Annotated in this window: 20 protein-coding genes; 11 read left to right on the top strand and 9 right to left on the bottom strand. The window is 35.8% G+C overall.

Going from position 1 to position 20546, the window contains the following annotated elements:
* The first annotated feature begins 18 nt into the window (after positions 1 to 18).
* The 3 genes from K319_RS0102595 to K319_RS19690 all read left to right on the top strand — a co-directional run bounded on the left by K319_RS0102595 (position 19) and on the right by K319_RS19690 (position 3271).
* A complete protein-coding gene (locus K319_RS0102595) occupies positions 19 to 648 on the top strand; it encodes a response regulator (RefSeq protein WP_027382199.1) in 630 nt (209 codons plus the stop codon).
* A gap of 3 nt (positions 649 to 651) precedes the next feature.
* Positions 652 to 2382: a tetratricopeptide repeat-containing sensor histidine kinase gene (locus tag K319_RS0102590; protein ID WP_084403387.1), complete on the top strand. Its 1731-nt coding sequence runs from the start codon at positions 652 to 654 to the stop codon at positions 2380 to 2382.
* A gap of 82 nt (positions 2383 to 2464) precedes the next feature.
* Positions 2465 to 3271: a laminin B domain-containing protein gene (locus tag K319_RS19690; protein ID WP_051230376.1), complete on the top strand. Its 807-nt coding sequence runs from the start codon at positions 2465 to 2467 to the stop codon at positions 3269 to 3271.
* 50 nt (positions 3272 to 3321) lie between these two features.
* Here K319_RS19690 and mnmD read toward each other — a convergent pair whose 3' ends face one another.
* Entirely contained in the window at positions 3322 to 3996 is a 675-nt protein-coding gene (gene mnmD / locus K319_RS0102580) for a tRNA (5-methylaminomethyl-2-thiouridine)(34)-methyltransferase MnmD (protein ID WP_027382197.1), read from the bottom strand.
* Between the two features lie 83 nt (positions 3997 to 4079).
* Here mnmD and K319_RS0102575 point away from each other — a divergent pair, with 83 nt between their 5' ends.
* The 3 genes from K319_RS0102575 to K319_RS0102565 all read left to right on the top strand — a co-directional run bounded on the left by K319_RS0102575 (position 4080) and on the right by K319_RS0102565 (position 6940).
* Entirely contained in the window at positions 4080 to 5150 is a 1071-nt protein-coding gene (locus K319_RS0102575; RefSeq protein ID WP_027382196.1) for a branched-chain amino acid aminotransferase, read from the top strand.
* 148 nt (positions 5151 to 5298) lie between these two features.
* Positions 5299 to 5811, top strand: coding sequence for an FKBP-type peptidyl-prolyl cis-trans isomerase (locus tag K319_RS0102570; RefSeq protein ID WP_027382195.1), 513 nt, complete (start codon positions 5299 to 5301; stop codon positions 5809 to 5811).
* Positions 5812 to 5833: 22 nt separating this feature from the next.
* The gene (locus tag K319_RS0102565) at positions 5834 to 6940 is read left to right on the top strand and encodes a peptidylprolyl isomerase (protein ID WP_034671276.1); all 1107 of its coding nucleotides are present in this window, start codon (positions 5834 to 5836) and stop codon (positions 6938 to 6940) included.
* Between the two features lie 79 nt (positions 6941 to 7019).
* Here K319_RS0102565 and K319_RS0102560 read toward each other — a convergent pair whose 3' ends face one another.
* The 6 genes from K319_RS0102560 to K319_RS0102535 all read right to left on the bottom strand — a co-directional run bounded on the left by K319_RS0102560 (position 7020) and on the right by K319_RS0102535 (position 13750).
* Complete coding sequence (locus tag K319_RS0102560) at positions 7020 to 7556, bottom strand: biliverdin-producing heme oxygenase (RefSeq protein ID WP_027382193.1); 537 nt, start codon at positions 7554 to 7556, stop codon at positions 7020 to 7022.
* Positions 7537 to 9741 carry an ATP-binding protein gene (locus K319_RS0102555; RefSeq protein ID WP_034671275.1) on the bottom strand — a complete coding sequence of 735 codons (2205 nt, stop codon included), beginning with the start codon at positions 9739 to 9741 and terminating at the stop codon, positions 7537 to 7539. Before K319_RS0102555 ends, K319_RS0102560 begins: the two co-directional genes overlap by 20 nt.
* A 212-nt stretch (positions 9742 to 9953) precedes the next feature.
* A complete protein-coding gene (locus K319_RS0102550; RefSeq protein ID WP_027382191.1) occupies positions 9954 to 11195 on the bottom strand; it encodes a DUF1015 domain-containing protein in 1242 nt (413 codons plus the stop codon).
* A 3-nt stretch (positions 11196 to 11198) separates the two neighbouring features.
* On the bottom strand, positions 11199 to 12155 hold the full coding sequence (locus tag K319_RS0102545; protein ID WP_027382190.1) for a D-2-hydroxyacid dehydrogenase: 957 nt from the start codon (positions 12153 to 12155) through the stop codon (positions 11199 to 11201).
* A gap of 161 nt (positions 12156 to 12316) precedes the next feature.
* A complete protein-coding gene (gene serC, locus K319_RS0102540; protein ID WP_027382189.1) occupies positions 12317 to 13372 on the bottom strand; it encodes a 3-phosphoserine/phosphohydroxythreonine transaminase in 1056 nt (351 codons plus the stop codon).
* A gap of 27 nt (positions 13373 to 13399) precedes the next feature.
* Positions 13400 to 13750 (bottom strand): 4Fe-4S dicluster domain-containing protein, encoded by a 351-nt coding sequence (locus tag K319_RS0102535; RefSeq protein WP_027382188.1) that lies wholly within the window; start codon positions 13748 to 13750, stop codon positions 13400 to 13402.
* 49 nt (positions 13751 to 13799) lie between these two features.
* Between K319_RS0102535 and K319_RS0102530 the strand changes: the two genes are divergently transcribed.
* On the top strand, positions 13800 to 14834 hold the full coding sequence (locus tag K319_RS0102530; protein ID WP_027382187.1) for an acyl-CoA reductase: 1035 nt from the start codon (positions 13800 to 13802) through the stop codon (positions 14832 to 14834).
* 3 nt (positions 14835 to 14837) lie between these two features.
* On the opposite strand, the gene K319_RS0102525 is transcribed toward K319_RS0102530, so the two are convergent.
* Positions 14838 to 15131, bottom strand: coding sequence for a zinc ribbon domain-containing protein (locus K319_RS0102525; protein WP_027382186.1), 294 nt, complete (start codon positions 15129 to 15131; stop codon positions 14838 to 14840).
* 152 nt (positions 15132 to 15283) lie between these two features.
* On the opposite strand from K319_RS0102525, the gene K319_RS0102520 reads away from it, so the two are divergent.
* Entirely contained in the window at positions 15284 to 17716 is a 2433-nt protein-coding gene (locus tag K319_RS0102520; RefSeq protein ID WP_027382185.1) for an alpha-ketoacid dehydrogenase subunit alpha/beta, read from the top strand.
* A gap of 3 nt (positions 17717 to 17719) precedes the next feature.
* Here K319_RS0102520 and K319_RS0102515 read toward each other — a convergent pair whose 3' ends face one another.
* The gene (locus K319_RS0102515) at positions 17720 to 17980 is read right to left on the bottom strand and encodes a hypothetical protein (RefSeq protein WP_027382184.1); all 261 of its coding nucleotides are present in this window, start codon (positions 17978 to 17980) and stop codon (positions 17720 to 17722) included.
* A gap of 176 nt (positions 17981 to 18156) precedes the next feature.
* On the opposite strand from K319_RS0102515, the gene K319_RS0102510 reads away from it, so the two are divergent.
* The 3 genes from K319_RS0102510 to K319_RS0102500 all read left to right on the top strand — a co-directional run bounded on the left by K319_RS0102510 (position 18157) and on the right by K319_RS0102500 (position 20453).
* Positions 18157 to 18657, top strand: a complete 501-nt coding sequence (locus tag K319_RS0102510; RefSeq protein ID WP_027382183.1) for a GbsR/MarR family transcriptional regulator — start codon at positions 18157 to 18159, stop codon at positions 18655 to 18657.
* Between the two features lie 197 nt (positions 18658 to 18854).
* Positions 18855 to 19673, top strand: a complete 819-nt coding sequence (locus K319_RS0102505) for a DCC1-like thiol-disulfide oxidoreductase family protein (RefSeq protein WP_027382182.1) — start codon at positions 18855 to 18857, stop codon at positions 19671 to 19673.
* 63 nt (positions 19674 to 19736) lie between these two features.
* Positions 19737 to 20453: a YqjF family protein gene (locus K319_RS0102500; RefSeq protein ID WP_027382181.1), complete on the top strand. Its 717-nt coding sequence runs from the start codon at positions 19737 to 19739 to the stop codon at positions 20451 to 20453.
* Positions 20454 to 20546 lie beyond the last annotated feature (93 nt).

The raw sequence follows: 20546 nt of genomic DNA, 5'->3' as shown, positions 1-20546 counted from the left end.
CGTTGTTTTATAGCTGTAATGGTAAAAAAGAAAATTTGTATCGTTGAAGATGATTCCGATCTGCGGGAGGCACTGGGACTAATGATTCAGTACACGCAGAATTATGAACTTTGCGGGAGTTTCCGAAACTCAGAAGAAGTTTTGATGAACATTTCGACCCTCTCTCCTGATGCTGTTTTGATGGATATCAATTTACCTGGTGAAAGCGGCATCATCTGTGTCAGAAAAATAAAATCCAAGCTACCGCAGATTCTTATTTTGATGTGTACTTCTTATGAAGACGAGGACAAGATTTTCGCAAGTCTTCAGGAAGGTGCAACCGGATATATATTAAAAACCGAAGGTCCTGCAAAAATTATCAATGCTTTGGATGAACTCTTTGAAGGCGGAAGTCCGATGAGCGGCAGTATTGCCAGAAAAGTAGTGGCCAGCTTCTGTAATCTCGAAAATAAAAAACTGGTTTCTGAAGGATTGACCGTAAGAGAACAGGAAATCCTCGACTTGCTTTCAAAAGGTTTGATGAATAAGGAAGTCGCAGCCATTCTGGAAATAAGCCAGGGAACGGTTCGTAAACATATCCAGAATATCTACACCAAACTGCACGTTAATACCCGAGTAGAAGCCGTGAATATCTACCTTAAACGATAAGCAATGAAATCATTTCTAATCATTATACTTTTGTTTTTGTTTGCGGATTATAATGGGCAAATAACTAAAGGCTTTGATGGTTGTAAAACGAATGAATGTAAGGCTAAAGGATCATTCAAAATCTCAAAATATTATCTGGAAATCGATAGCATCAATCTTTCTCAGAAATGGCTTGACATAACCAAAGATTATCATCCGGAAAATAGTAACAATGCTTTGTCTTTTCATATTTTGAGTCTGCAGTCAGAGATTTTTTATTACGTTGGATTGTCCCAATTTGGAAATCAGGAAGCGAAGAAAGCTGTGAAAAAAGCAAAAATTCTGAATGACAGTCTGATGATTGCAGATGCTTATTTTTTCGAAGGACTCAATCTTTATGAATTAGGTAAAAATCAAGAAGCGGAAAAATCATTCAGATTGTCATTGAAATTTTATCCTGAAAATCCTAAAAAATCACTTTTTGAAACGATTGGAAATGAACATATTCTCAATAATATTTCTCAGTTAAAACGGACAATTGGAGAAGCGGATTCTGCTTTGTATTACAATCAAAAAGCTTACGATATTGCTCTGAAAAAGAACAGCAAAAGAGCTATTGCAAACTGCGAACAAACCTTTGGTGAAATCTATCAGTCCAAGGGAGATTTGATTCAATCCAACCAATTTTTCCTGAAAAGTATAGAATCGGCGAAACGTTTTAGAAACTTTGATGTTGCTTTGTTGAGTTACGGTTTGCTTTTGAAAAATGAAATCCAAAATCCAAAAGTTTGTAAAGATTATTTCGATCAAGGAGAAAAACTTATTGAACAACAAAATGTCAACCTTTTTTTCAGAAGGACTTTCTACGAATATGCTTTGCAAGCGTTTGAAAAAATGAATTCTTCGGAAGATGTCAGAAAAATTCAGTCCAAAATAATTTCTCTTGTCAACGAAGAAAAATCAAAGAATAACGCTTACATCCAAGACATCAGCAATCAATACATTAAAAATGAAAACAAACTTTTGAATCTCGAAATCGAGAAACTCAAAAGAAAGAGAAAAATCTCTGTCCTTCAGCTTCTGGTCGCTGGTCTTACAATTGTAATTATGGCTTTGACAATCATCATTTTCAGGAGGAAAAATAAGATACAACAGAAACTTCTCCAGCAGAAAACAGACATCAGCAAAGATTTGCACGATGATATCGGGAGTGGTTTGGGAAGTATTCTTATCCATTCTCAACTGCTTTCCAATAAGATTTCGAGTGAACAACAACAGAAATTATCCTCAAAAATCTATGAAGTTGGGAAAGAAATTTCACAAAAACTCAATACGTTTATTTGGTCTTTGAGCAATGAAAATAATGATTTGAGAAGCTTCTGCGAGTATGTTTTTTCCTACGCCAACAATCTTACGGAAGAAACGGATATCAAATTAATTTGTACAAAATCGGAAACTTTGGATTTGTCAAAAGAATTGGACGGACAAATCCGAAAAAATCTTTTCTTCTGCATCAAAGAAATCCTTAATAATTCCCTGAAACATTCTTCCGCAAAAACAATTAAAATCTCTGTGAACATCATTGACAAGAAAAATCTGGAAATTATAATTTCTGACGACGGAACCGGATTGACAAAGGAAAACCAATTCGGAAACGGAATGACGAACATTAAAAACAGAGTGAAAAGTTTGAATGGCAACGTTTCTTTTCAGAATAGTAATGGATTAACAGCAATTATCATAGTTCCTATTTGATTTTATATACGCACAATGTCGTATTGTTTTGATTTTCAATTTGTTTGAATTTTACATCAATAATGATTCAAACTTTAGTACAATGAAAACAAAATTATTTTCTTTTTTAGGACTTATTAGTTTTACACTAATTTTTTCGCAGGATATCGTCAGCACTTTTGATACGGATGACGAAGGCTGGTTGGTTGTAGGAGATGCCACAAGCAGTGCTCCGGATTGGCATCCGACAAATGGAAATCCCAATGGTTATATTTCTGCAGATGACACAGTTGCCGGCGGGGTCTGGTATTGGGAAGCTCCAGATAAATACAAAGGAAACCAATTGGCGTCTTTTGGTAAGAATTTGAAATTCCAGCTGACTCAGAACAATTTTTCTAGTCCATTCGACTATTATGATGTGATTATCGAAGGAAATAATAAAACCTTGGTCATAGATCTATCTCCAAATCCTCTTGCAACTTGGACGCAGTATGTTGTGAAATTGGATAATTCTGTTGCTTGGAAGATCAGCACTTTTGAAGGTGATCTTGCAACTAATGATGACATTCAAGAAGTGTTATCCAACATTATAAGTCTTAGAATAAGAGGAGAATTCGAATCTGGTCCGGACACAGGTCAATTGGATAATGTGATTCTGGAAAGTAATTCTTTGTCGGTTAATGATATTCAAAATAAGAAATTTCAGATTTTCCCAAATCCGACTAAGGATTATCTCTATTATTCTAAGGATTATAAAAAACTCGAATTGCTAAGCACCGATGGAAGAATACTAATGACTAATTCTAATACTTCTAAAATTAACTTATCAACACTTTCTACCGGAGTTTACATCATTAAGGTTTATAATTTTGATGATTCAGTTAAGACATTTAAAATTATAAAAGAATAGAATATTAGTTGATCAACAAAAAACAGGACTCGATCGAGTCCTGCTTTTTGTTATTTTTTCCAAGCAATCAGCATTTCCCTTTTTCCGGGAGGCCCTTGCTTTTTTTCGACTTCGAAGCCTAATTCTATTAAGGCTCGTCTCATACTCCCTTTGGATGAATAAGTTGTCAATAATCCTCCGGTTTTCATTTTGTCTGCAACGATCTCAAATATTTCCTTTTCCCAAAGGTCGGGCTGAACCCTGGCTCCAAAGCAATCGAAATAAACCAAATCCATAGGAGGCAAATCCATATTTTTTATATTAAAAAAGTCGTCTTTGATTTTTTTGAGATGAAAATTAACATCTAGTTCAACTAACTTTTCCCATTCCGTTTCATGAATTTTTAGAGATAGGTCTTTGACGATTTGGTTCGGAAATAATTCAGAATAAGACAATTCTGACACTTCCTCAAAAATAATTGGGTATTTTTCTACGCCAAAATATTTGATCATATGATTTTTGTCATTTCTCAAATATTCATCAAATGTTACCAAAACGTTAAGACCTGTTCCAAAACCTAACTCTAAAATATTAATTTCGTAATCATTTATTAAATTAAGTCCATTTTTGATAAATACATGATTAGCTTCTTGTAAAGCGCCATGTATAGAATGGTAACTCTCATTCAAATCATTGATTAACAATGTTTTACTACCATCCTGAGTTTGAATTAATTGTCTTTTCAAAGTATTTTTTTTCAAATTTAAACTAAATTTTTATTATTAAAAAATTATTATATATTTGTAATACCTCAACAAAAAATTAAAAAATGATAATTCAAAAATCTACCAACCCAAGAATCACAACATTCGATCCCAATAATTTTTCATTTGGAAACACTTTTATCGACCATATGATAATTTGTGAATACGAGAATGGAAAATGGGGGGATGTTAAATTAGTACCATACGGTCCAATCGGGTTTACCCCTGCAATGATGGGGGTCAATTATGGACAAGCATGTTTCGAGGGAATGAAAGCTTACAAAGATAAAGATGGGCAGGTATTCCTTTTTCGTCCGGAAAAGAACTTTCAACGTATTAACAAATCCGCAAAAAGATTGGCAATTCCTGAGATTTCCGAAGAAATATTCCTGGAAGGTCTCAAAGCTTTGGTAGATATAGACAGAGACTGGATCCCACACGGAGAAGGTATGTCTTTATATATAAGACCTCTTCTGTTTGCAACAGAAGAAGCCCTAAAGGCAAGAATTTCTGAAAAATATATGTTCGCTATTGTGGCAACACCCGCAAAAAGCTATTATACAGCCCCGGTTTCCGTGAAAATATCGGATCACTATTCCAGAGCTGCGAGTGGGGGCGTTGGTGCAGCCAAAGCTGCGGGGAATTACGCTGCATCTTTTTACCCGACGCAATTGGCAATTCAGGAAGGATATGAACAAATTATCTGGACAGACGATTGTTCTCACGAGTATTTCGAAGAAAGTGGAACAATGAATGTTTTTGTAAGAATCAATGATACCATCTATACACCTAAAACTTCTGATAAGATCTTAGATGGTGTTACAAGAGATAGTTTCATTCAGTTAGCTAAAAAAAGAGGGATTGAAGTTGTTATAGACGATGTAAAGGTTTCAGATGTTATTGCTGCTCAGAAAAATGGGACCCTGAAAGAGGTATGGGGTGTAGGAACAGCAGTTGTAACAAGTGTTTTTGAAGCTTTAGGTTATCAGGGCGAACATCTCGAATTACCGAAACTTCCAGCGGTAGAAAGCTTTGCTGACCAACTGAAAAATGACCTTGTCAACATCCAGACCAACAATGCAGAAGACCCTTTCGGATGGAGAGTTTTGGTTGAAGAAAATGTCTATAGTCTATAGAATTATATAAAAGTAAATTGAAGAACAAAGACCGGAAATTATTTTCCGGTTTTTGTTTTAATGCTCATTAAGTCTATTAAAATTCTTATTTTTGCATCTGTCCTCCGGTCTTTTTTGTTTAATTGCTGGAGAATCATTAATCTAATCAATGAAAAAAGTAATTTTTATAGCATCTCTGGTAGTGTTGGCAGCTTGCGCAAAGCAACCAAATATCCATCCATCCGAAGAACGGACCATGACGGAAAGCGATTTGGAAATCTCCAAAAACAGGACCAAAGAACTTAATGACCTGGAAAGATTACAGATACAGGATTGGATCAAGGCCCAGCCTATAAAATATTACCCAATGGGTATGAATTATTGGGTAAACATCCCCAATCTTGAAAACAGACACCGCAAGAATGACGGGGAAAAGGTATCCTATGAATATTATATCTATGATTTTGACAGGACCAAAGTTTACGATACGCCTGTAGGAAATACAAATGTCACCTTGGGACGTTTCAACGAAATGGACGCTGTGGAAGATGCCATAAGATATCTGGAAAAAGGACAAGAAGCTGAACTTCTTATTCCATCCGTTTTAGCTTACGGAACGTATGGTGATAACAAAAAAATAACCAACGATACCCCTTTGATCATTAAAGTAAAAGTATTATAAAAAAACAACGATATTATAAACAATGAAGAAAATTATAGCACTTTCTATAACATTATTAACATTATTAACATTATTAAATTGTAAAACATTGGAAATAGACAAAGAAGTTTATAAAAGTCTGCCAGACGGGCTTTATGGAAATTTTGTAACAAGCAAGGGGGATATTCTTGTAAAATTCGAAGATGAGAAATCTCCGGTTACCGTTGCTAATTTTGTAGGTCTTGCTGAAGGTAAGATCGAAAACAAATCCAAGAAAAAGGGAGAACCCTTCTATGATGGGACGATCTTCCACAGAGTGATCAAAGATTTCATGATCCAAGGCGGGGATCCTCAGGGAACTGGTATGGGTGACCCAGGTTATAAATTTGCTGATGAGAAAAATGATCTTAAGCATACAGGAAAGGGAATTTTATCTATGGCAAATTCGGGACCTAACACCAACGGTTCACAATTCTTCATTACAGAAGTAGCAACGCCTTGGTTAGACGGAAGGCATACGATTTTCGGAAAAGTTGTGGGTGGTGAAGCTGTTATCGATTCTATTGCGAATGTAGAGAAGGGCGCTCAAGACAAACCTAAAACCGACGTTGTTCTTACTAAAGTTGCTGTTTTCGGTAAAGGGGACAAGTACAAACATTATGACGCTGCAAAAATTTTCACTGAAGGAAAAGATAAGATCGAAGAAAAAAATAAAGCATATTTAGCTAAAGCTGAAGAAGAGAAGAAGAGAAAGGAAGAGGAGTTCAAAGCCAATCAACAAAAACTGGTTGATGACCTGAAGGCAGGAATGCAATCTACACCTTCCGGGTTATTCTATAAAATCACAAAAACAACGACTGGAGCAGCTCCAACTGCAGGACAGACTGTTGCTGTGCATTATGCCGGAAAATTGGTAAATGGGGAAGAGTTTGACAATTCTTTCAAAAGGGGGCAGCCTATCGATATTCCAATTGGTGTTGGACAAGTTATCAAAGGTTGGGACGAAGGAATCATGCTTCTTAAAGAAGGTGAAACCGCAACATTGTTGATCCCACCAGCTTTGGGTTACGGAGAAAGAGGAGCAGGAGGTGTTATCCCACCGAATGCCTGGTTGATCTTCGATGTAGAATTAGTTAAGATCGGAGGTTGATCTATTCTATAATCCATATAAAACAGGAAAGGAGCGAAATCGATTTCGCTCCTTTTTTTATGATAGAGATATTGATATTCTATGTTAATAACTGATAAGCCTTTTTAGCTCCGGCCACACAAGCATCATATTGCTCTTCGGTAATTTTCTCATCAATAATAGATTTGAATTCCTGCCAAAACGGTCCGGTATTCTCTCCGTAGACCCCAAAATAATTGAACTCAACATTCTCGAATTCCGGATTTCTTTTCAGTTGCTTTGCAATAACATTCCCGCCCAAAGTAGAACCTTCCATAACATACAAAGCACCAAAAGCCTCTGCTTCATTTTCAAGGTCTTGAGCTGGAGCTTCTGGTTTTAGCTCAATGTTCAGATTATTCAGGTCAACTTTAAGAGCATTGACCTTACTTCTTATATCCAATTTCAATTCAGGATAACCTTTCAATTGTTCCTGAATCTGAGGTTCATACCTGCTGATCAGTTGATAATTATGAATCAGTAATTTTTTATAATCATCTAAAGTATAAGACTTATCGAAGATCTTTTGAGATTGCAATTTCGCTTCCGTATCGTCGTGCTGTTGTTTCGTTTGTTCTTTAAGAAATGCTGAAATCATAATTGGGTTTTTGAAATTTTAATATAAATGTTGTCCCTTTTCCACTTTCGCTCTCATAGCTTATTTCTCCACCCATTTTATCCATCAGATGATGAACAATGCTTAGTCCGACACCGTTTCCGTGGAAATCCTTTGCGTTACTCATTCTACTGAAGATCTTGAACATATTATTAGAATCCTCTTTTTTAATCCCTATTCCGTTGTCGGATATCCTGTAAGTTACATCATCTTCATAAACTTCTCCTACGATCTTGACCTGAGGCTTTTTTGATTTTGAAGAATATTTCACAGCATTGCCAATGATATTCACAAAAACCTGATAAACCATTGTCTGATCACCCAAAACCTCCGGAGTATTCTCTATAATAATCTCTGTATTGGGAGAGTTGAAACTTATTTTAGAATCCTCGGCTAACTTATTGATCAATGACTCCACCTCAACTCGCTTGAGTTCTATTTCAGATTTCTTGATTTTACTTAGCTCTAGTACATTTCTGATCATCTCGCTCATGGTATCAACCTGAGCAATGATATTGTCTAGACTTTTTTGCAGGTTTTCCGGATCAGAGATTCTTTTTGCTAATTGTGCGTTCAGTCTTATGACGGTTAAGGGTGTATTTAGATCGTGTGAGATCGTGTGAGAAAAAGAATCCAATTCTTGGTTCAGTTCCTTTAATTGACTATTAAGGTCTTGTATCTGCGATGATTTGGTATGAGATGCTTTCAGAATAATAGATGTGATCCATTTCGCCGCTTCTATTTCTTTGATCTTCCAAGGCAATGATGTTCCTTTGACATATTCTTTCCATACCTCAAAAGATTTTCTTGGAGAGAATCTGATGATCTCTACACCATCTTTTATTTCTGAAACAATTTCTTTTTCCGGTTTTCCTGCCCATTTTATTTTTTGACCTTGTTCCTTTCTCAACCAGATCAGCATATCGGAAGTGTTATTTCCCAAAACGCTAATGATAACTCCGCAACTGGTCTCAGGATTGTCCAGGTCTGTATCTATTTTTTTGCAGAAAGTATCAGAAACAAACATATTTTCCTCGAAATCCTGATTGTGGTCTATGCTCCATTTGATGATCTTTTCTATGTCAAGATTATTCGGAATATTTCCTGACGTTAGTATCTCATTGTTTATTTTAATGATTAGACCATCGGCAGTACAAGCCTCCTTTATATCCTGGATGTTATTCTCCAGGCCTTTTTTAAAACTCTCTTCATTTAGAAGATTTTGACGAAGGGAAATATTATTAAGATTGATTCTCTGATATTCTTCCAAGGTTTGTAGAGATCTGTTCGCAGCAAAGGTATTGGCTGATGTTCTGGTCAGCGTTTCCACCAATAACCTGGACTGTAGGTCCAAATGTTTTGGTTCTGCATTTTGGCAAGCTACCATTCCCCATAGTTGTCCATTGACAATAATAGATGTACTGAAACTCGATTCCACATGAGCATTTTTAAGATATTCTCTGTGAACAGGAGAGGTGGAACGCGTTACACTGTAGGTAAGGTCTATCTGTTCTTTTGGAATGATCCCAACAATAGGAAATGTTTTCCCGGAAACATGAGACGTGATCCTAACAGGGTTTTTAAGATACAGCGCACGGGCCTGTGCAGGAATATCAGACTCCGGATAATGAAGATGCAGATAACTATCAAGGTTTGGCTTTACCAATTCTTCTATCACTTCGCCACTTCCGTCATATAGAAACTGATAGATCATCACACGGTCAAAATCTATGATTTCCTGAACTTCTTTTAGCAAAACAGTCCAGACATTATTATCATTGGACATTCTCAGAATATTTTGAACGGCTTCGTATTCCTTGTTGATCTTATGATTTGGAAGGACTTTCTCTATCTCAAAAAAAGTAATCTCATTATTGGTGTGAATACTTAAAGTATATTTTTCATTCTTGAAATCAATATGCTGTATTGCAAGGTTTTCGTTGGATGAATAATTTTCCCAATTAACATCAATATCATAATTCTTGAAAAATGTATGAATGTCTGTTCCAATAATAGAATCAGAATTTAAAGAAAACAGCTCCAAAACATTTTGACTGTAAGAAACTATTTTAGAATTTTGAGTGCTGATCAGAAATCCATATTCCTGGACTTCTCCACAGATATGAATGGGCTCCTGATCACAATTGACATATTCCTTGGGGTACATAATTGATTGTTAATTTGATATACCTTTTGTGTTTTGTCTAGTAAAGATATATAATATAATTAACAATTGTTAATTATATTTGGAATTTGAGTTTTATATTAAAAAAATTTTGTTTAAGGTGTTGGATTTCAATTTAAAAAGTTAAATTAACAGATATAGGGTAATAAAAAAAGTGGCAAAAAAGCCACTCTTCATTCTATTTCCTCGAAGGGTTATTTCATATCGTACATAATCAAGGCGGTGATGAGTTTCGGTTCGATCAGGGTGCATTTTGGAGGCATTTTGATCTCCTTATCAGAAACTTTCAATAGATCCGTAAAACTGATGGGATAGATCCCGAATCCTACCTTATACTCTCCGTTGTCAACTCTTTCTTTCAGATCATTGATCCCATTTATATCAGATGTTCCTTTTTGATAGGTGATCTTATCGGTATGTTTTGCATTCTCTATTCCGAAGATCTTTTCGAAAATATATTTGTCGACCAGATGATGATCCAAATCATTTCCATTTCTATTTTCCTCACGGATGTTGTGCTTCACGTGCAGGCTATAAAATTTACCATTCAGATACATACTAATGTGGAACTTCTGTGAAGGGAAATAGGGAGCTTCCCCTTTTTCGTGGATTTGGAAATCCTCTTTTAGCTTTTCTAAAAAATCTTCCTCTGATAGGCCGTTCAAATCCTTAAGAAGACGATTGTAGTCATTGATCTTTATCGATTGGTTAGAAACTATAAAGCTGTAAACAAAGTTATAATGCTCCGTACCGTGCGATCTTTTACTTTTATCTCTTTGTTTTTTTGCATATTCTGCAACAGAACCTATACGATGATGGCCATCAGCAATGTAGAACGAATCAATAGGGTCGAGAACTTCCTTGAATTGCTGAAGTTTCAGCCGATTGTCAATTCTCCAGATCTTATGTTTTACACCCTTTTCATCTTTGTAATTGATAATCGGAACATTCTTTTGTTCATGGGTCATCAGTAATTCTACTTTCGAGTTGGAATGGTAGGTCAGAAGAACAGGCTCAGCCTGAACACCAACTTTTTCAAGGTAATGCGCCATTTTCATTCTTCTCTCGGTGATTGTAGATTCGTGCTTCTTGATCTTTCCTTCCCAAAAATCATCTACACTCACCAGACCCATGAGCCCTCTGAAGGTCGTTTTATCCGGCATTGTTTGTTCGTAGAGATAATATGCAGAATCATCCTGCATTAATTTTTTATCCTCCAGCATCTCTTCAAAATTAGATCTGATCTTTCGAAGGTTTCTATCTACATCTTTTGACTTGCTAACAACAGCAGGTTTTATCATTTGGATGTAAGAATCATCTTGTTGTGCCTTCTTGTTGATCTCTTCCTGAGTAAAATTATCCAAAGAATAAGTAGGAAAAACATCAACAAGGTCAGGGTTTGGTCTGATTCCTCTAAATGGTTTAAATACTGGCATATATTATAGTTGAGCTTTTATTTTAATAATTTGTTGAGCTAATTCTTCCCCGATCCTGTTTTGGGCATCCAATGTATTGCCACCAACGTGAGGAGAAAGAGATAGAGCAGGATTCATGAGGATCAATACTTCCGGTACGGGTTCTTTTTCGAAGACATCCAATGCAGCTCCATAAACTTTTCCACCTTCGATAGCATCTAGAAGAGCTACTTCATTGATGACACCACCTCTTGCTGTATTGGCAATGAAAACACCTTCTTTCATCAGTTCCAATTCTTTAGAATCGATCAAGTATTCATCTGTTTTACCTGTATTTAGGCTTATAAAATCAGCATTTTTTAAAACTTCATCTAAATTTACAGATTTAATTTCGAAATTCAAAGATTGCCCATCAAAAAAGGTAAGCTGAATTTTCTCAGTTTTTGGTGTTCTGTTGTAAGCTAAGATTTTCATTCCGAGAGAAATACCTATTTTGATCACTTCGATCCCAATATTTCCCATTCCGATAACACCAAGGGTTTTTCCGGAAAGCTCAGTCGCATTGTTGAATGATTTTTTAAGGGCATTGAAATTGGTTTCCCCTTCCAGAGGCATCAATCTGTTGCTCTCATGAAGGAATCTTGCCAATGAAAAAAAATGAGCAAAAACCAATTCTGCAACAGACTTGCAGGAGGCTTTTGGAGTATTGATGATATAGAGACCTTTATCAATAGCATACTCTACATCAATGTTATCCATCCCGATTCCGCCACGTCCGATGATTTTAAGATTCGGACATTCATCGATCAGATCTTTTCTGACCTGAGTAGCACTTCTCACCAAAAGAGCATCAACATTGTTATCATTGATGAATTTGCTCAGATGTTCCGGAGATACTCTGGCTTCGAGAACCGTAATATCTGCCTCTTTCAGAAGCTGAACGCCCTTTTCGGAGATTCCATCATTAGCTAATACAATCATTGTTTAATTCAAAAAACCTTTAGTTATTGAGTTTCCTTGACTTGTTTGAGTTAAAAATCAAGGTTGGCTAAGATACGACTTTTTATCCTAATTAACATTATATTAACAAAAAAACGTCCTGAATTAACTAGGACGCTTCTGATTTATAAGGAGAAAAGTAATTATATACTCTTCATCACACCTACTAAAACCTGTACACTTTCGATTGGCATTGCGTTATAGATACTTGCCCTGTAACCGCCAACACTTCTGTGACCGTTCAGTCCGCTGATCCCTGCAGCCTTCCAAGCTTTGTCAAATGCTTCCTGCTTAGAATCATCTGTTAAAGTGAAAGTGACATTCATAAAAGAACGGTCTTCTACAGCTGCCACACCTTGGAAATTTGGATTGCGATCGATCTCGTCGTAAAGCAATTTGGCTTTTGCATTGTTTTTGGCTTCGGCAGCCGCAATTCCGCCATTTTCTTCCAAATGTTTCAAAGTCAGATAAGACGCATAAACAGCAAATACCGGAGGTGTATTAGACATTGATTCTTTATCGATATGAACAGAGTAATCCAGATAAGTTGGAATTTGTCTTCCGGTTTTTCCGAGGATCGATTTTTTTACCACTACCAAAGTTGCTCCTGCCGGACCCATATTTTTCTGGGCACCTGCATAGATCAGATCAAACTGGGAAAAATCCAACTCTCTGCTGAAAATATCAGAAGACATATCGCAAACCAAAAGTGTATCTACCTTTGGGAAAGATTTCATCTGAGTTCCAAAAATCGTATTGTTGGAAGTACAGTGGAAATAATCGTACTCTGAACCCACTGTAAAGTCTTTAGGGATATAGTTATAATTAGATTCCTTAGAAGAAGCAACAACATCCACATTGCCAATCATTTTAGCTTCCTTTATTGCGCCTGACGCCCAAGTTCCCGTGTTGGTATAAGCGGCTTTTCCGTCCACAGACAATAGATTGTAAGGAACCATCAAAAACTGAAGGCTTGCTCCTCCTTGCAGATATAGCACTTCATAATCATCGCCAATATCCATCAGCCTTTTTACAATAGCACGAGCCTCATCCATTACCGCAACGAAATCTTTACTTCTGTGGGAGATCTCCAAAAGAGATAAACCGATTCCGTTGAAATCAAGGATGGCTTCCGAAGCCTTTTGGAAAACTTCCTGTGGTAAAATACTTGGACCTGCGCTAAAATTATGTTTTTTCATTAGTTTATTTTGATTAAGTGATTTAGATTATTCGTTATGAAGGAAAGCCTTTTTAGCTAGAAGCTGCTCCTCGGTTTCTACATGGTCCTCATCCGGTACGCAACAGTCCACGGGGCAGACAGCCGCACACTGCGGTTCTTCGTGGAAGCCTTTACACTCGGTACATTTATCAGTTACAATGAAATAGTAATCATCTGCAACTGGTTCCTGGGCAGCATTTGCATCTACGGTAAGGCCCGACGATAAAACGACCATTCCTCTCAGTTCTGTACCTTCTGACGCTTTCCAATCTACAGCTCCTTCATAGATAGCGGTGTTTGGGCATTCCGGTTCACAAGCACCACAATTTATACATTCATCAGTTATCTTGATAGCCATTGCTATTTTATTTTTAATTTTGTGCAAAATTACAAAAAAAAAGCCAGCTATGCTGAACGAAAACAAAATTTTGGGGCTCGAAAAATTGGGGAATTTCATCAAAGATTTCTTTCAAAAAGAGGAAGATAATTATAATGAAAAAGAGGAACGATTGGCTTATCTGATGACGCGTTCTGAGATTGAAAATCCTTGGTTCACAAAAGAGAACCAACAATACAATTTAAAACAATGGTCGGGACTTTTCACCAAAGAGAACATAGAAAACTGGCTTTCAAAATATCAGCTTTCCAGTGCTCCAAAAAGGGTGGGATTGATATTAGCAGGTAATATTCCGTTCGTCGGGTTTCACGATATTATTTCAGTGGTTTTGGGTAATCATGTTCCTGTCATCAAATTATCATCAAAAGACCGATTGGTTTTACCCTATTTGTTAGAATTATGGAACGAATTCTCTAATAATGAAATTGAATATCACATCGTAGAAAGATTAGAAAACTTCGATGCTGTAATTGCCACAGGAAGCAACAACACCGCAAGATATCTGGAATATTATTTTAAAAATAGTTTAAGCATTATCAGAAAAAACAGAACCTCTATTGCGGTTTTGAAAGGCGATGAATTGAATGGGGAATTGCAGTTATTAGCTGATGACATCTTCCGGTATTTTGGGCTTGGCTGCAGAAATGTAACAAAAATATTGATTCCCAAGGACTTTAAGCTAGACAGATTATTTGAGAATTTCATCAATTACCAGGAAGTCATTAATCATAATAAATATGCCAATAATTATGACTATAACAAAGCTATTTATTTACTGAACAGAGATCTTTTCTGGGACAATAATTTTGTGATGATGAAGGAAGATGAGAGGTTATTCAGCCCGTTGTCTGTGATTAATTTTTCCCGTTATGAAACTTTGGAAGAAGTAAAACAATTCTTAGAAAGCAACAGAGACGAAATCCAAACTATTGTTGCAAAACCAGAATTGGGATTGGAATCGATTGGTTTTGGAGAGACGCAAAATCCTTCATTGGATACTTATGCTGATAATGTCGATACGATGGCTTTTTTGGCCGTGATTTAATATTTAAACCACATCAATACTGACGATCAAAACAGAAAGTATTATACAGAGTAGAGCAACAAAGAAAAGTATATCAGCAATGTTCTCTAAAATATTGGATGTTTTCTCCTTTTTTGATTTTATTGCCAAGAATGACAAAATACAACTTATAGAAAGACAAAAAATGGCTCCCACAGCAAATTCGTCCAAATAGGAATGGTGGTTGAACTTGGTGATCTTCAAAGAGGTCAATATTACCAGGCAGAATCCCAAAAGATTGGTGGAAGCATTAAGTATGTGTGGTGCAGTTTTATTCATTAAAAATAAATTTGATTAAATTTATCAAATATTATACAAATCAAATAGTATTTATGAGAGTTTGCAAATATTTGAAAAAATCTTTAAAACTCAAAATATCATTTTCGTAAAAATTAGCGAAAAAATTTTATATTTGTCAAAATACTCAAGCTATGCAATCAACTTATATAGAAACTCAACAAGTATCATTTCAGGACTTCAAAAATAGCGTGATCCATGATTACCGTCTGGGAAGAATTTCTCGTGAGATGTCATATTTGGGAAGGCGAGAGGTACTTACGGGTAAAGCAAAATTCGGAATTTTTGGAGACGGTAAGGAGTTGCCACAATTGGCAATGGCAAAAGTTTTCAGAAACGGGGATTTCCGTTCGGGCTATTATCGTGACCAGACATTTGCTTTGGCGATTGATGCTGTTTCCATAGAAAGTTTTTTTGCACAATTGTACGCTGATACAAGTGTAGAAAGAGAACCGGCTTCCGCAGGCCGGCAAATGAACGGCCATTATGCGACAAGGAGTTTGAATGAAGATGGAAGCTGGAAAGACCTGACAGCCCAGAAGAACATTTCATCAGACATTTCTCCAACCGCAGGACAAATGCCAAGGTTATTAGGATTGGCCCAAGCTTCCAAAGTTTATAGATCTGTAAAATTCGAAGGTTCTGAGAAATTTTCAAAAGACGGAAACGAAGTTGCTTTTGGAACAATTGGCGATGCTTCTACGGCCGAAGGTCATTTCTGGGAAACCCTGAATGCAGCGTGCGCTTTGCAGGTTCCAATGATTGTTTCGATCTGGGATGACGGTTATGGGATCTCAGTACCTACACAAAACCAAAGAGCTAAAGCGGACATTTCTGAGATGCTTTCCGGCTTTCAAAGAAATGAAGATGAAAAACAAGGTTGCGAAATTATTCAGGTGAAGGCTTGGGACTACCCCGCATTGATGGAGGCTTATGCAAAAGCAGAACATTTCGCAAGATACGAGAGCGTTCCTGTTGTGATTCATGTGACTGAAGTGACCCAACCTCAGGGACATTCTACTTCCGGTTCGCACGAACGTTACAAATCGGAAGATAGACTGAATTGGGAATCCGAATTTGACGGATTATTAAAATTCAGAGAGTGGATTTTGGACTACAATATCGAAATCGAAGGTCAGGAAGAGGTTTTAGCGACTATTGAAGAATTGGATTCAATTGATGCTGAAGCTAAAAAATTAGTGAAAGAAGGACAGAAGAGAGCTTGGGAATATTATCAGAAAACAATTTCTGATATCAAAAATAAAGTACTTCCATTAATTGAAGTGCTTCAGAACCAGAATTCTGAAATCAGCAGTTTGATTGAGAATTTCAAAAAAATAATTTCGGTTTCCAAAAAAGATGTTTTTTCATTGGTAAGGAAATCTTTGATGGTGACAAGAACCAATCATTCTTCAGAGAGGCAACAGCTTCAGAATATTTACAATGAAATCCTGAAAGTTGAAAAAGATAATTATTCTTCCCATTTATATTCGGAATCTGAATGGAAAGCAACAAATGTAAAAGAAATCAAACCAATATTCTCTGAAAGTTCGGAAGATGTGGACGGAAGAGTTGTTGTCAGAAATAACTTCGATAAAATTTTTGAAAAATACCCTGAAACTCTTGTTTTTGGTGAAGATGCCGGAAATATCGGAGATGTGAATCAAGGTTTGGAAGGACTTCAGGAAAAATATGGTAATGTGAGAATTGCCGATACAGGAATCCGTGAAGCGACTATTCTTGGGCAGGGAATTGGTTTGGCAATGAGGGGTTTAAGGCCAATTGCTGAAATACAATATCTGGACTATATTTTGTATTGTCTCCAAGGGATGAGCGATGATCTGGCAACCGTTCAGTATAGGACAAAGGGAGGACAAAAAGCACCGGTAATCATCAGAACAAGAGGACATAGGCTGGAAGGCGTTTGGCACTCCGGCTCACCGATGGCAGGAATTCTAAATCTTTCTAAAGGTATCAACATCTTAGTTCCAAGAAGCCTGACAAAAGCTGCAGGATTCTATAATACAATGCTGCAAAGTGATGAACCTGCTTTGATCGTAGAATGCCTGAATGGTTATCGATTAAAAGAGAAACAACCTGATAACTTAGGCGAATTCACAGTTCCCGTCGGGAAGATCGAAGTTACAAAAGAAGGTAAGGATGTGACTTTGGTGACCTATGGTTCTACCTGGCGAGTGGTGACAGAAGCGGCTAAGGAATTAGAGAAATTAGGAATTTCGGCTGAAGTTATCGATGTCCAGTCATTGATTCCTTTTGATTTGACAAATGAGATTGCGGAAAGTGTGAAGAAAACCAACAGATTGGTAGTTATAGATGAAGATGTGGAGGGAGGAACTTCCGCGTTTATTCTTCAACAGATTTTAGAAAAACAAAAAGCTTTCAGATATTTGGATTCGGAACCTTTGACTATCGCCGCGAAAAATCACAGGCCAGCCTATGCCAGTGATGGTGATTATTTCAGTAAGCCATCTGCTGATGATATCGTAGAAAAAGTTTATGCAATTTTCAATGAGCTTGATCCGATTAAAAATCCTGCTGTTTACTAATTTTTAAAGATTAAATAAACCTAAAAAACCTTTTGAAGATTCTATTTTCAAAAGGTTATTTTTTTGAAGGTCTTCTATAAAATTCTGTTCGTTATCATAACGGATCAGAATATTTTCAAAAGTGGCTTTTCTATAGGAGTAGCCTTCCATAAAATCCCGGTTATCAATCCATTTTTGATGGTCCATATTTTTCATCCAGCTCACGAATTCGGTTTCCGATTTTGTACGGAAACTTTTTTTTCTTTTTATTAAAGTGTATTTCATAGTTTGTTTTCAGCAAATTTAACATTAATAAACCGTTATTATTGGTTAACTTATAATTAAGTTTTTATTAAAAAGTATTTGTTTTTAATTCAGAAAATTTATTTAATTATTTTCAATAATTTTTGAAAGTTTAGAAAATTTAATTATATTTGTACAAGAATTTAGTCATTACAAATATGAAACTAGACGAAGCCAAAGAAAAATACATCCAAACCTGGGGAACATTTGCCACCAATTGGGGAATCAACAGAACAATGGCTCAGGTTCATGCACTTCTTCTGGCAAGTGGCAAACCTTTGTCAACAGATGATGTGATGGAGCAATTGGAAATTTCGCGAGGCAATGCCAATATGAATCTTCGTGCTCTGATGGATTGGGGGATTGTAAAAAAAGAATTCGTGAAAGGGGATAGGAAAGAATATTTCATTGCTGAAAAAGATGTCTGGTTTCTATTCAAACAGATCACAAAAGAACGTAGAAAACGAGAAATAGAACCGGTTGTCGCGTTTTTGGAAGAACTGAAAAATGTAGATGACGATTCTGATGAAGCAAAGGAATTTATCAAGCTCATGGAAGATTTTGGAAACGTAACCAACAAAATTAACAACATAATGGATTTAGCCATAAAAAGCGATGACCATTGGTTGGTCGGAAAAATTACCAACTTACTGAAGTAAATGTCATTACGAGCCTGCCGAAGAATCTAAAGGAAATCATTATCCTTTTTTATTTCAATTTAAATTTCAAAAATTACTGAAAATATAAAAATATTAATAATTATGAAAAACCTGATATTTAAAATCATAATGTTCTTCCTTTTCAGAACAAACCGAAGAACAAAAGGCGATTTCCTAAACCTTTAAAATCAAATACAATGAAAACTTTACAAAACCACGTTCTGCTTTACGACAACGATTGTCCAATGTGTAATATCTATTCCAAAGGATTTATAAAAAGCAGAATGCTTGATGAGAATGGAAGAGAGGCTTTCTCTGAGATTTCTCCAGAAATCAAAAATATGATTGATTTTCATCGTTCAAAAAACGAAATAGCATTGATCAATACCAAAGAAAATAAAGTTATTTATGGATTAGAAAGTCTTTTGACGATCATTGGTAATTCTTTTCCGACTTTGGGAAAAATCGCGAGAGTAAAACCTTTGCATTGGTTTTTTCAAAGGCTTTACAAATTTGTGTCTTTCAACAGAAAACAAATCATTCCTTCGGCAAAAGATTTGACAAAAGACAATTGTGTTCCGGATTTCAATCTGAAATATAGACTTTTCTATCTTGGATTTGTTTTAATGCTTTCCACTTATGTTCTAGGGTTTTATAATCAAAGATTGTTTCCGGATTCTAAAAACAACTTCGGGATAGAATTCTTCATTTGTTGTATGCAAATCGTTTGGCAGAGTACATTTATGGGGATCTATCTTAAAAATAGAATTTGGGATTATCTCGGTAATATGATGACAGTTTCTCTACTCGGAACTTTACTTTTAATTCCAACTTTATTTTTTCATTTTAGTCAGATTTTCTATTTTATTTACTTCGGAATTGTTGTGTTCATCATGTTTCTGGAACATTTGAGACGATGCAGAATCTTACAATTTGGGATCGTTCCTACGATTTCCTGGATGATCTTCCGACTTACTTTCGGAGCGGTTCTTCTGTATATTGTCACGAATAGCTAAAAATTCAAGGAGCAAATCTGTACAATTATCTTGACCTGTAAGAGCATTATAAAAATTAAAAAGATGAAATTCCTAACAGCAGAATGGCGAAAACTGGCCATCATCAATTACGAGATCAATCCGGAAATTCTATTACCATATTTACCAAAAGGAACTGAACTTGATCTTTACCAAGGAAAATGTTTGGTAAGTCTTGTCGGGTTTATGTTTCTCAATACAAAACTTCTCGGGATTTCAGTTCCGTTTCATAAAAATTTCGAAGAAGTTAATTTGAGATTTTATGTGAAAAAATTGGAAAATGAGGTCTGGAAAAGAGGCGTTGTTTTTATCAAGGAAATTGTTCCTAAAAAAACTTTGAGTTTGGTTGCCAACAAATTTTATAATGAGAATTATTACACTTTACCGATGTCACACTTAATTATTGAATCTGATAATGAAATTTCAGTTTTTTACAGTTGGCAGACTTCAAAACTCAATACAATGGCCTTAAAAGTTGCCAATATTCAGGAAGAAATGATTGGAGATTCTGATTTCGAATTTATTACCGAACATTATTTTGGGTTTACCAAAAACGAAATTCAAACTTCTGAATACGAAGTTAAACATCCAAAATGGAATTTCTATGAAGTCAAAAATTATGAAATAACAGTCGATTTCAAAGAAAATTACGGAACCGATTTTACTGTTTTAAATAACTCAAAACCAATATCAGTAATGCTTGCCGAAGGTTCTGAAATTGAAGTTCATACAAAGAGAAATTTGGAATTTATTATTAATTAAAAAAGCATTTTAAACCACATAGACATATTGTTTTTTATTTACTAAAAGATAACTTTGATATTCTACTATCTGTTCTTTTTCCTTCCAGAAATT

This window comes from Epilithonimonas caeni DSM 17710 (assembly GCF_000426465.1).
Taxonomy (GTDB): Bacteria; Bacteroidota; Bacteroidia; order Flavobacteriales; family Weeksellaceae; genus Epilithonimonas; species Epilithonimonas caeni.
The sequence above is the reverse complement of the archived record's forward strand: the minus strand, read 5'-3'. Positions and strand labels throughout refer to the sequence as shown.

Coding starts and splice junctions, on each gene's coding strand:
- K319_RS0102595 (WP_027382199.1), top strand. CDS start 19: ATGGTAAAAAAGAAAATTTGTATCGTTGAAGATGATTCCGATCTGCGG.
- K319_RS0102590 (WP_084403387.1), top strand. CDS start 652: ATGAAATCATTTCTAATCATTATACTTTTGTTTTTGTTTGCGGATTAT.
- K319_RS19690 (WP_051230376.1), top strand. CDS start 2,465: ATGAAAACAAAATTATTTTCTTTTTTAGGACTTATTAGTTTTACACTA.
- K319_RS0102575 (WP_027382196.1), top strand. CDS start 4,080: ATGATAATTCAAAAATCTACCAACCCAAGAATCACAACATTCGATCCC.
- K319_RS0102570 (WP_027382195.1), top strand. CDS start 5,299: ATGAAAAAAGTAATTTTTATAGCATCTCTGGTAGTGTTGGCAGCTTGC.
- K319_RS0102565 (WP_034671276.1), top strand. CDS start 5,834: ATGAAGAAAATTATAGCACTTTCTATAACATTATTAACATTATTAACA.
- K319_RS0102560 (WP_027382193.1), bottom strand. CDS start 7,556: ATGATTTCAGCATTTCTTAAAGAACAAACGAAACAACAGCACGACGAT.
- K319_RS0102555 (WP_034671275.1), bottom strand. CDS start 9,741: ATGTACCCCAAGGAATATGTCAATTGTGATCAGGAGCCCATTCATATC.
- K319_RS0102550 (WP_027382191.1), bottom strand. CDS start 11,195: ATGCCAGTATTTAAACCATTTAGAGGAATCAGACCAAACCCTGACCTT.
- K319_RS0102545 (WP_027382190.1), bottom strand. CDS start 12,155: ATGATTGTATTAGCTAATGATGGAATCTCCGAAAAGGGCGTTCAGCTT.
- serC (WP_027382189.1), bottom strand. CDS start 13,372: ATGAAAAAACATAATTTTAGCGCAGGTCCAAGTATTTTACCACAGGAA.
- K319_RS0102535 (WP_027382188.1), bottom strand. CDS start 13,750: ATGGCTATCAAGATAACTGATGAATGTATAAATTGTGGTGCTTGTGAA.
- K319_RS0102530 (WP_027382187.1), top strand. CDS start 13,800: ATGCTGAACGAAAACAAAATTTTGGGGCTCGAAAAATTGGGGAATTTC.
- K319_RS0102525 (WP_027382186.1), bottom strand. CDS start 15,131: ATGAATAAAACTGCACCACACATACTTAATGCTTCCACCAATCTTTTG.
- K319_RS0102520 (WP_027382185.1), top strand. CDS start 15,284: ATGCAATCAACTTATATAGAAACTCAACAAGTATCATTTCAGGACTTC.
- K319_RS0102515 (WP_027382184.1), bottom strand. CDS start 17,980: ATGAAATACACTTTAATAAAAAGAAAAAAAAGTTTCCGTACAAAATCG.
- K319_RS0102510 (WP_027382183.1), top strand. CDS start 18,157: ATGAAACTAGACGAAGCCAAAGAAAAATACATCCAAACCTGGGGAACA.
- K319_RS0102505 (WP_027382182.1), top strand. CDS start 18,855: ATGAAAACTTTACAAAACCACGTTCTGCTTTACGACAACGATTGTCCA.
- K319_RS0102500 (WP_027382181.1), top strand. CDS start 19,737: ATGAAATTCCTAACAGCAGAATGGCGAAAACTGGCCATCATCAATTAC.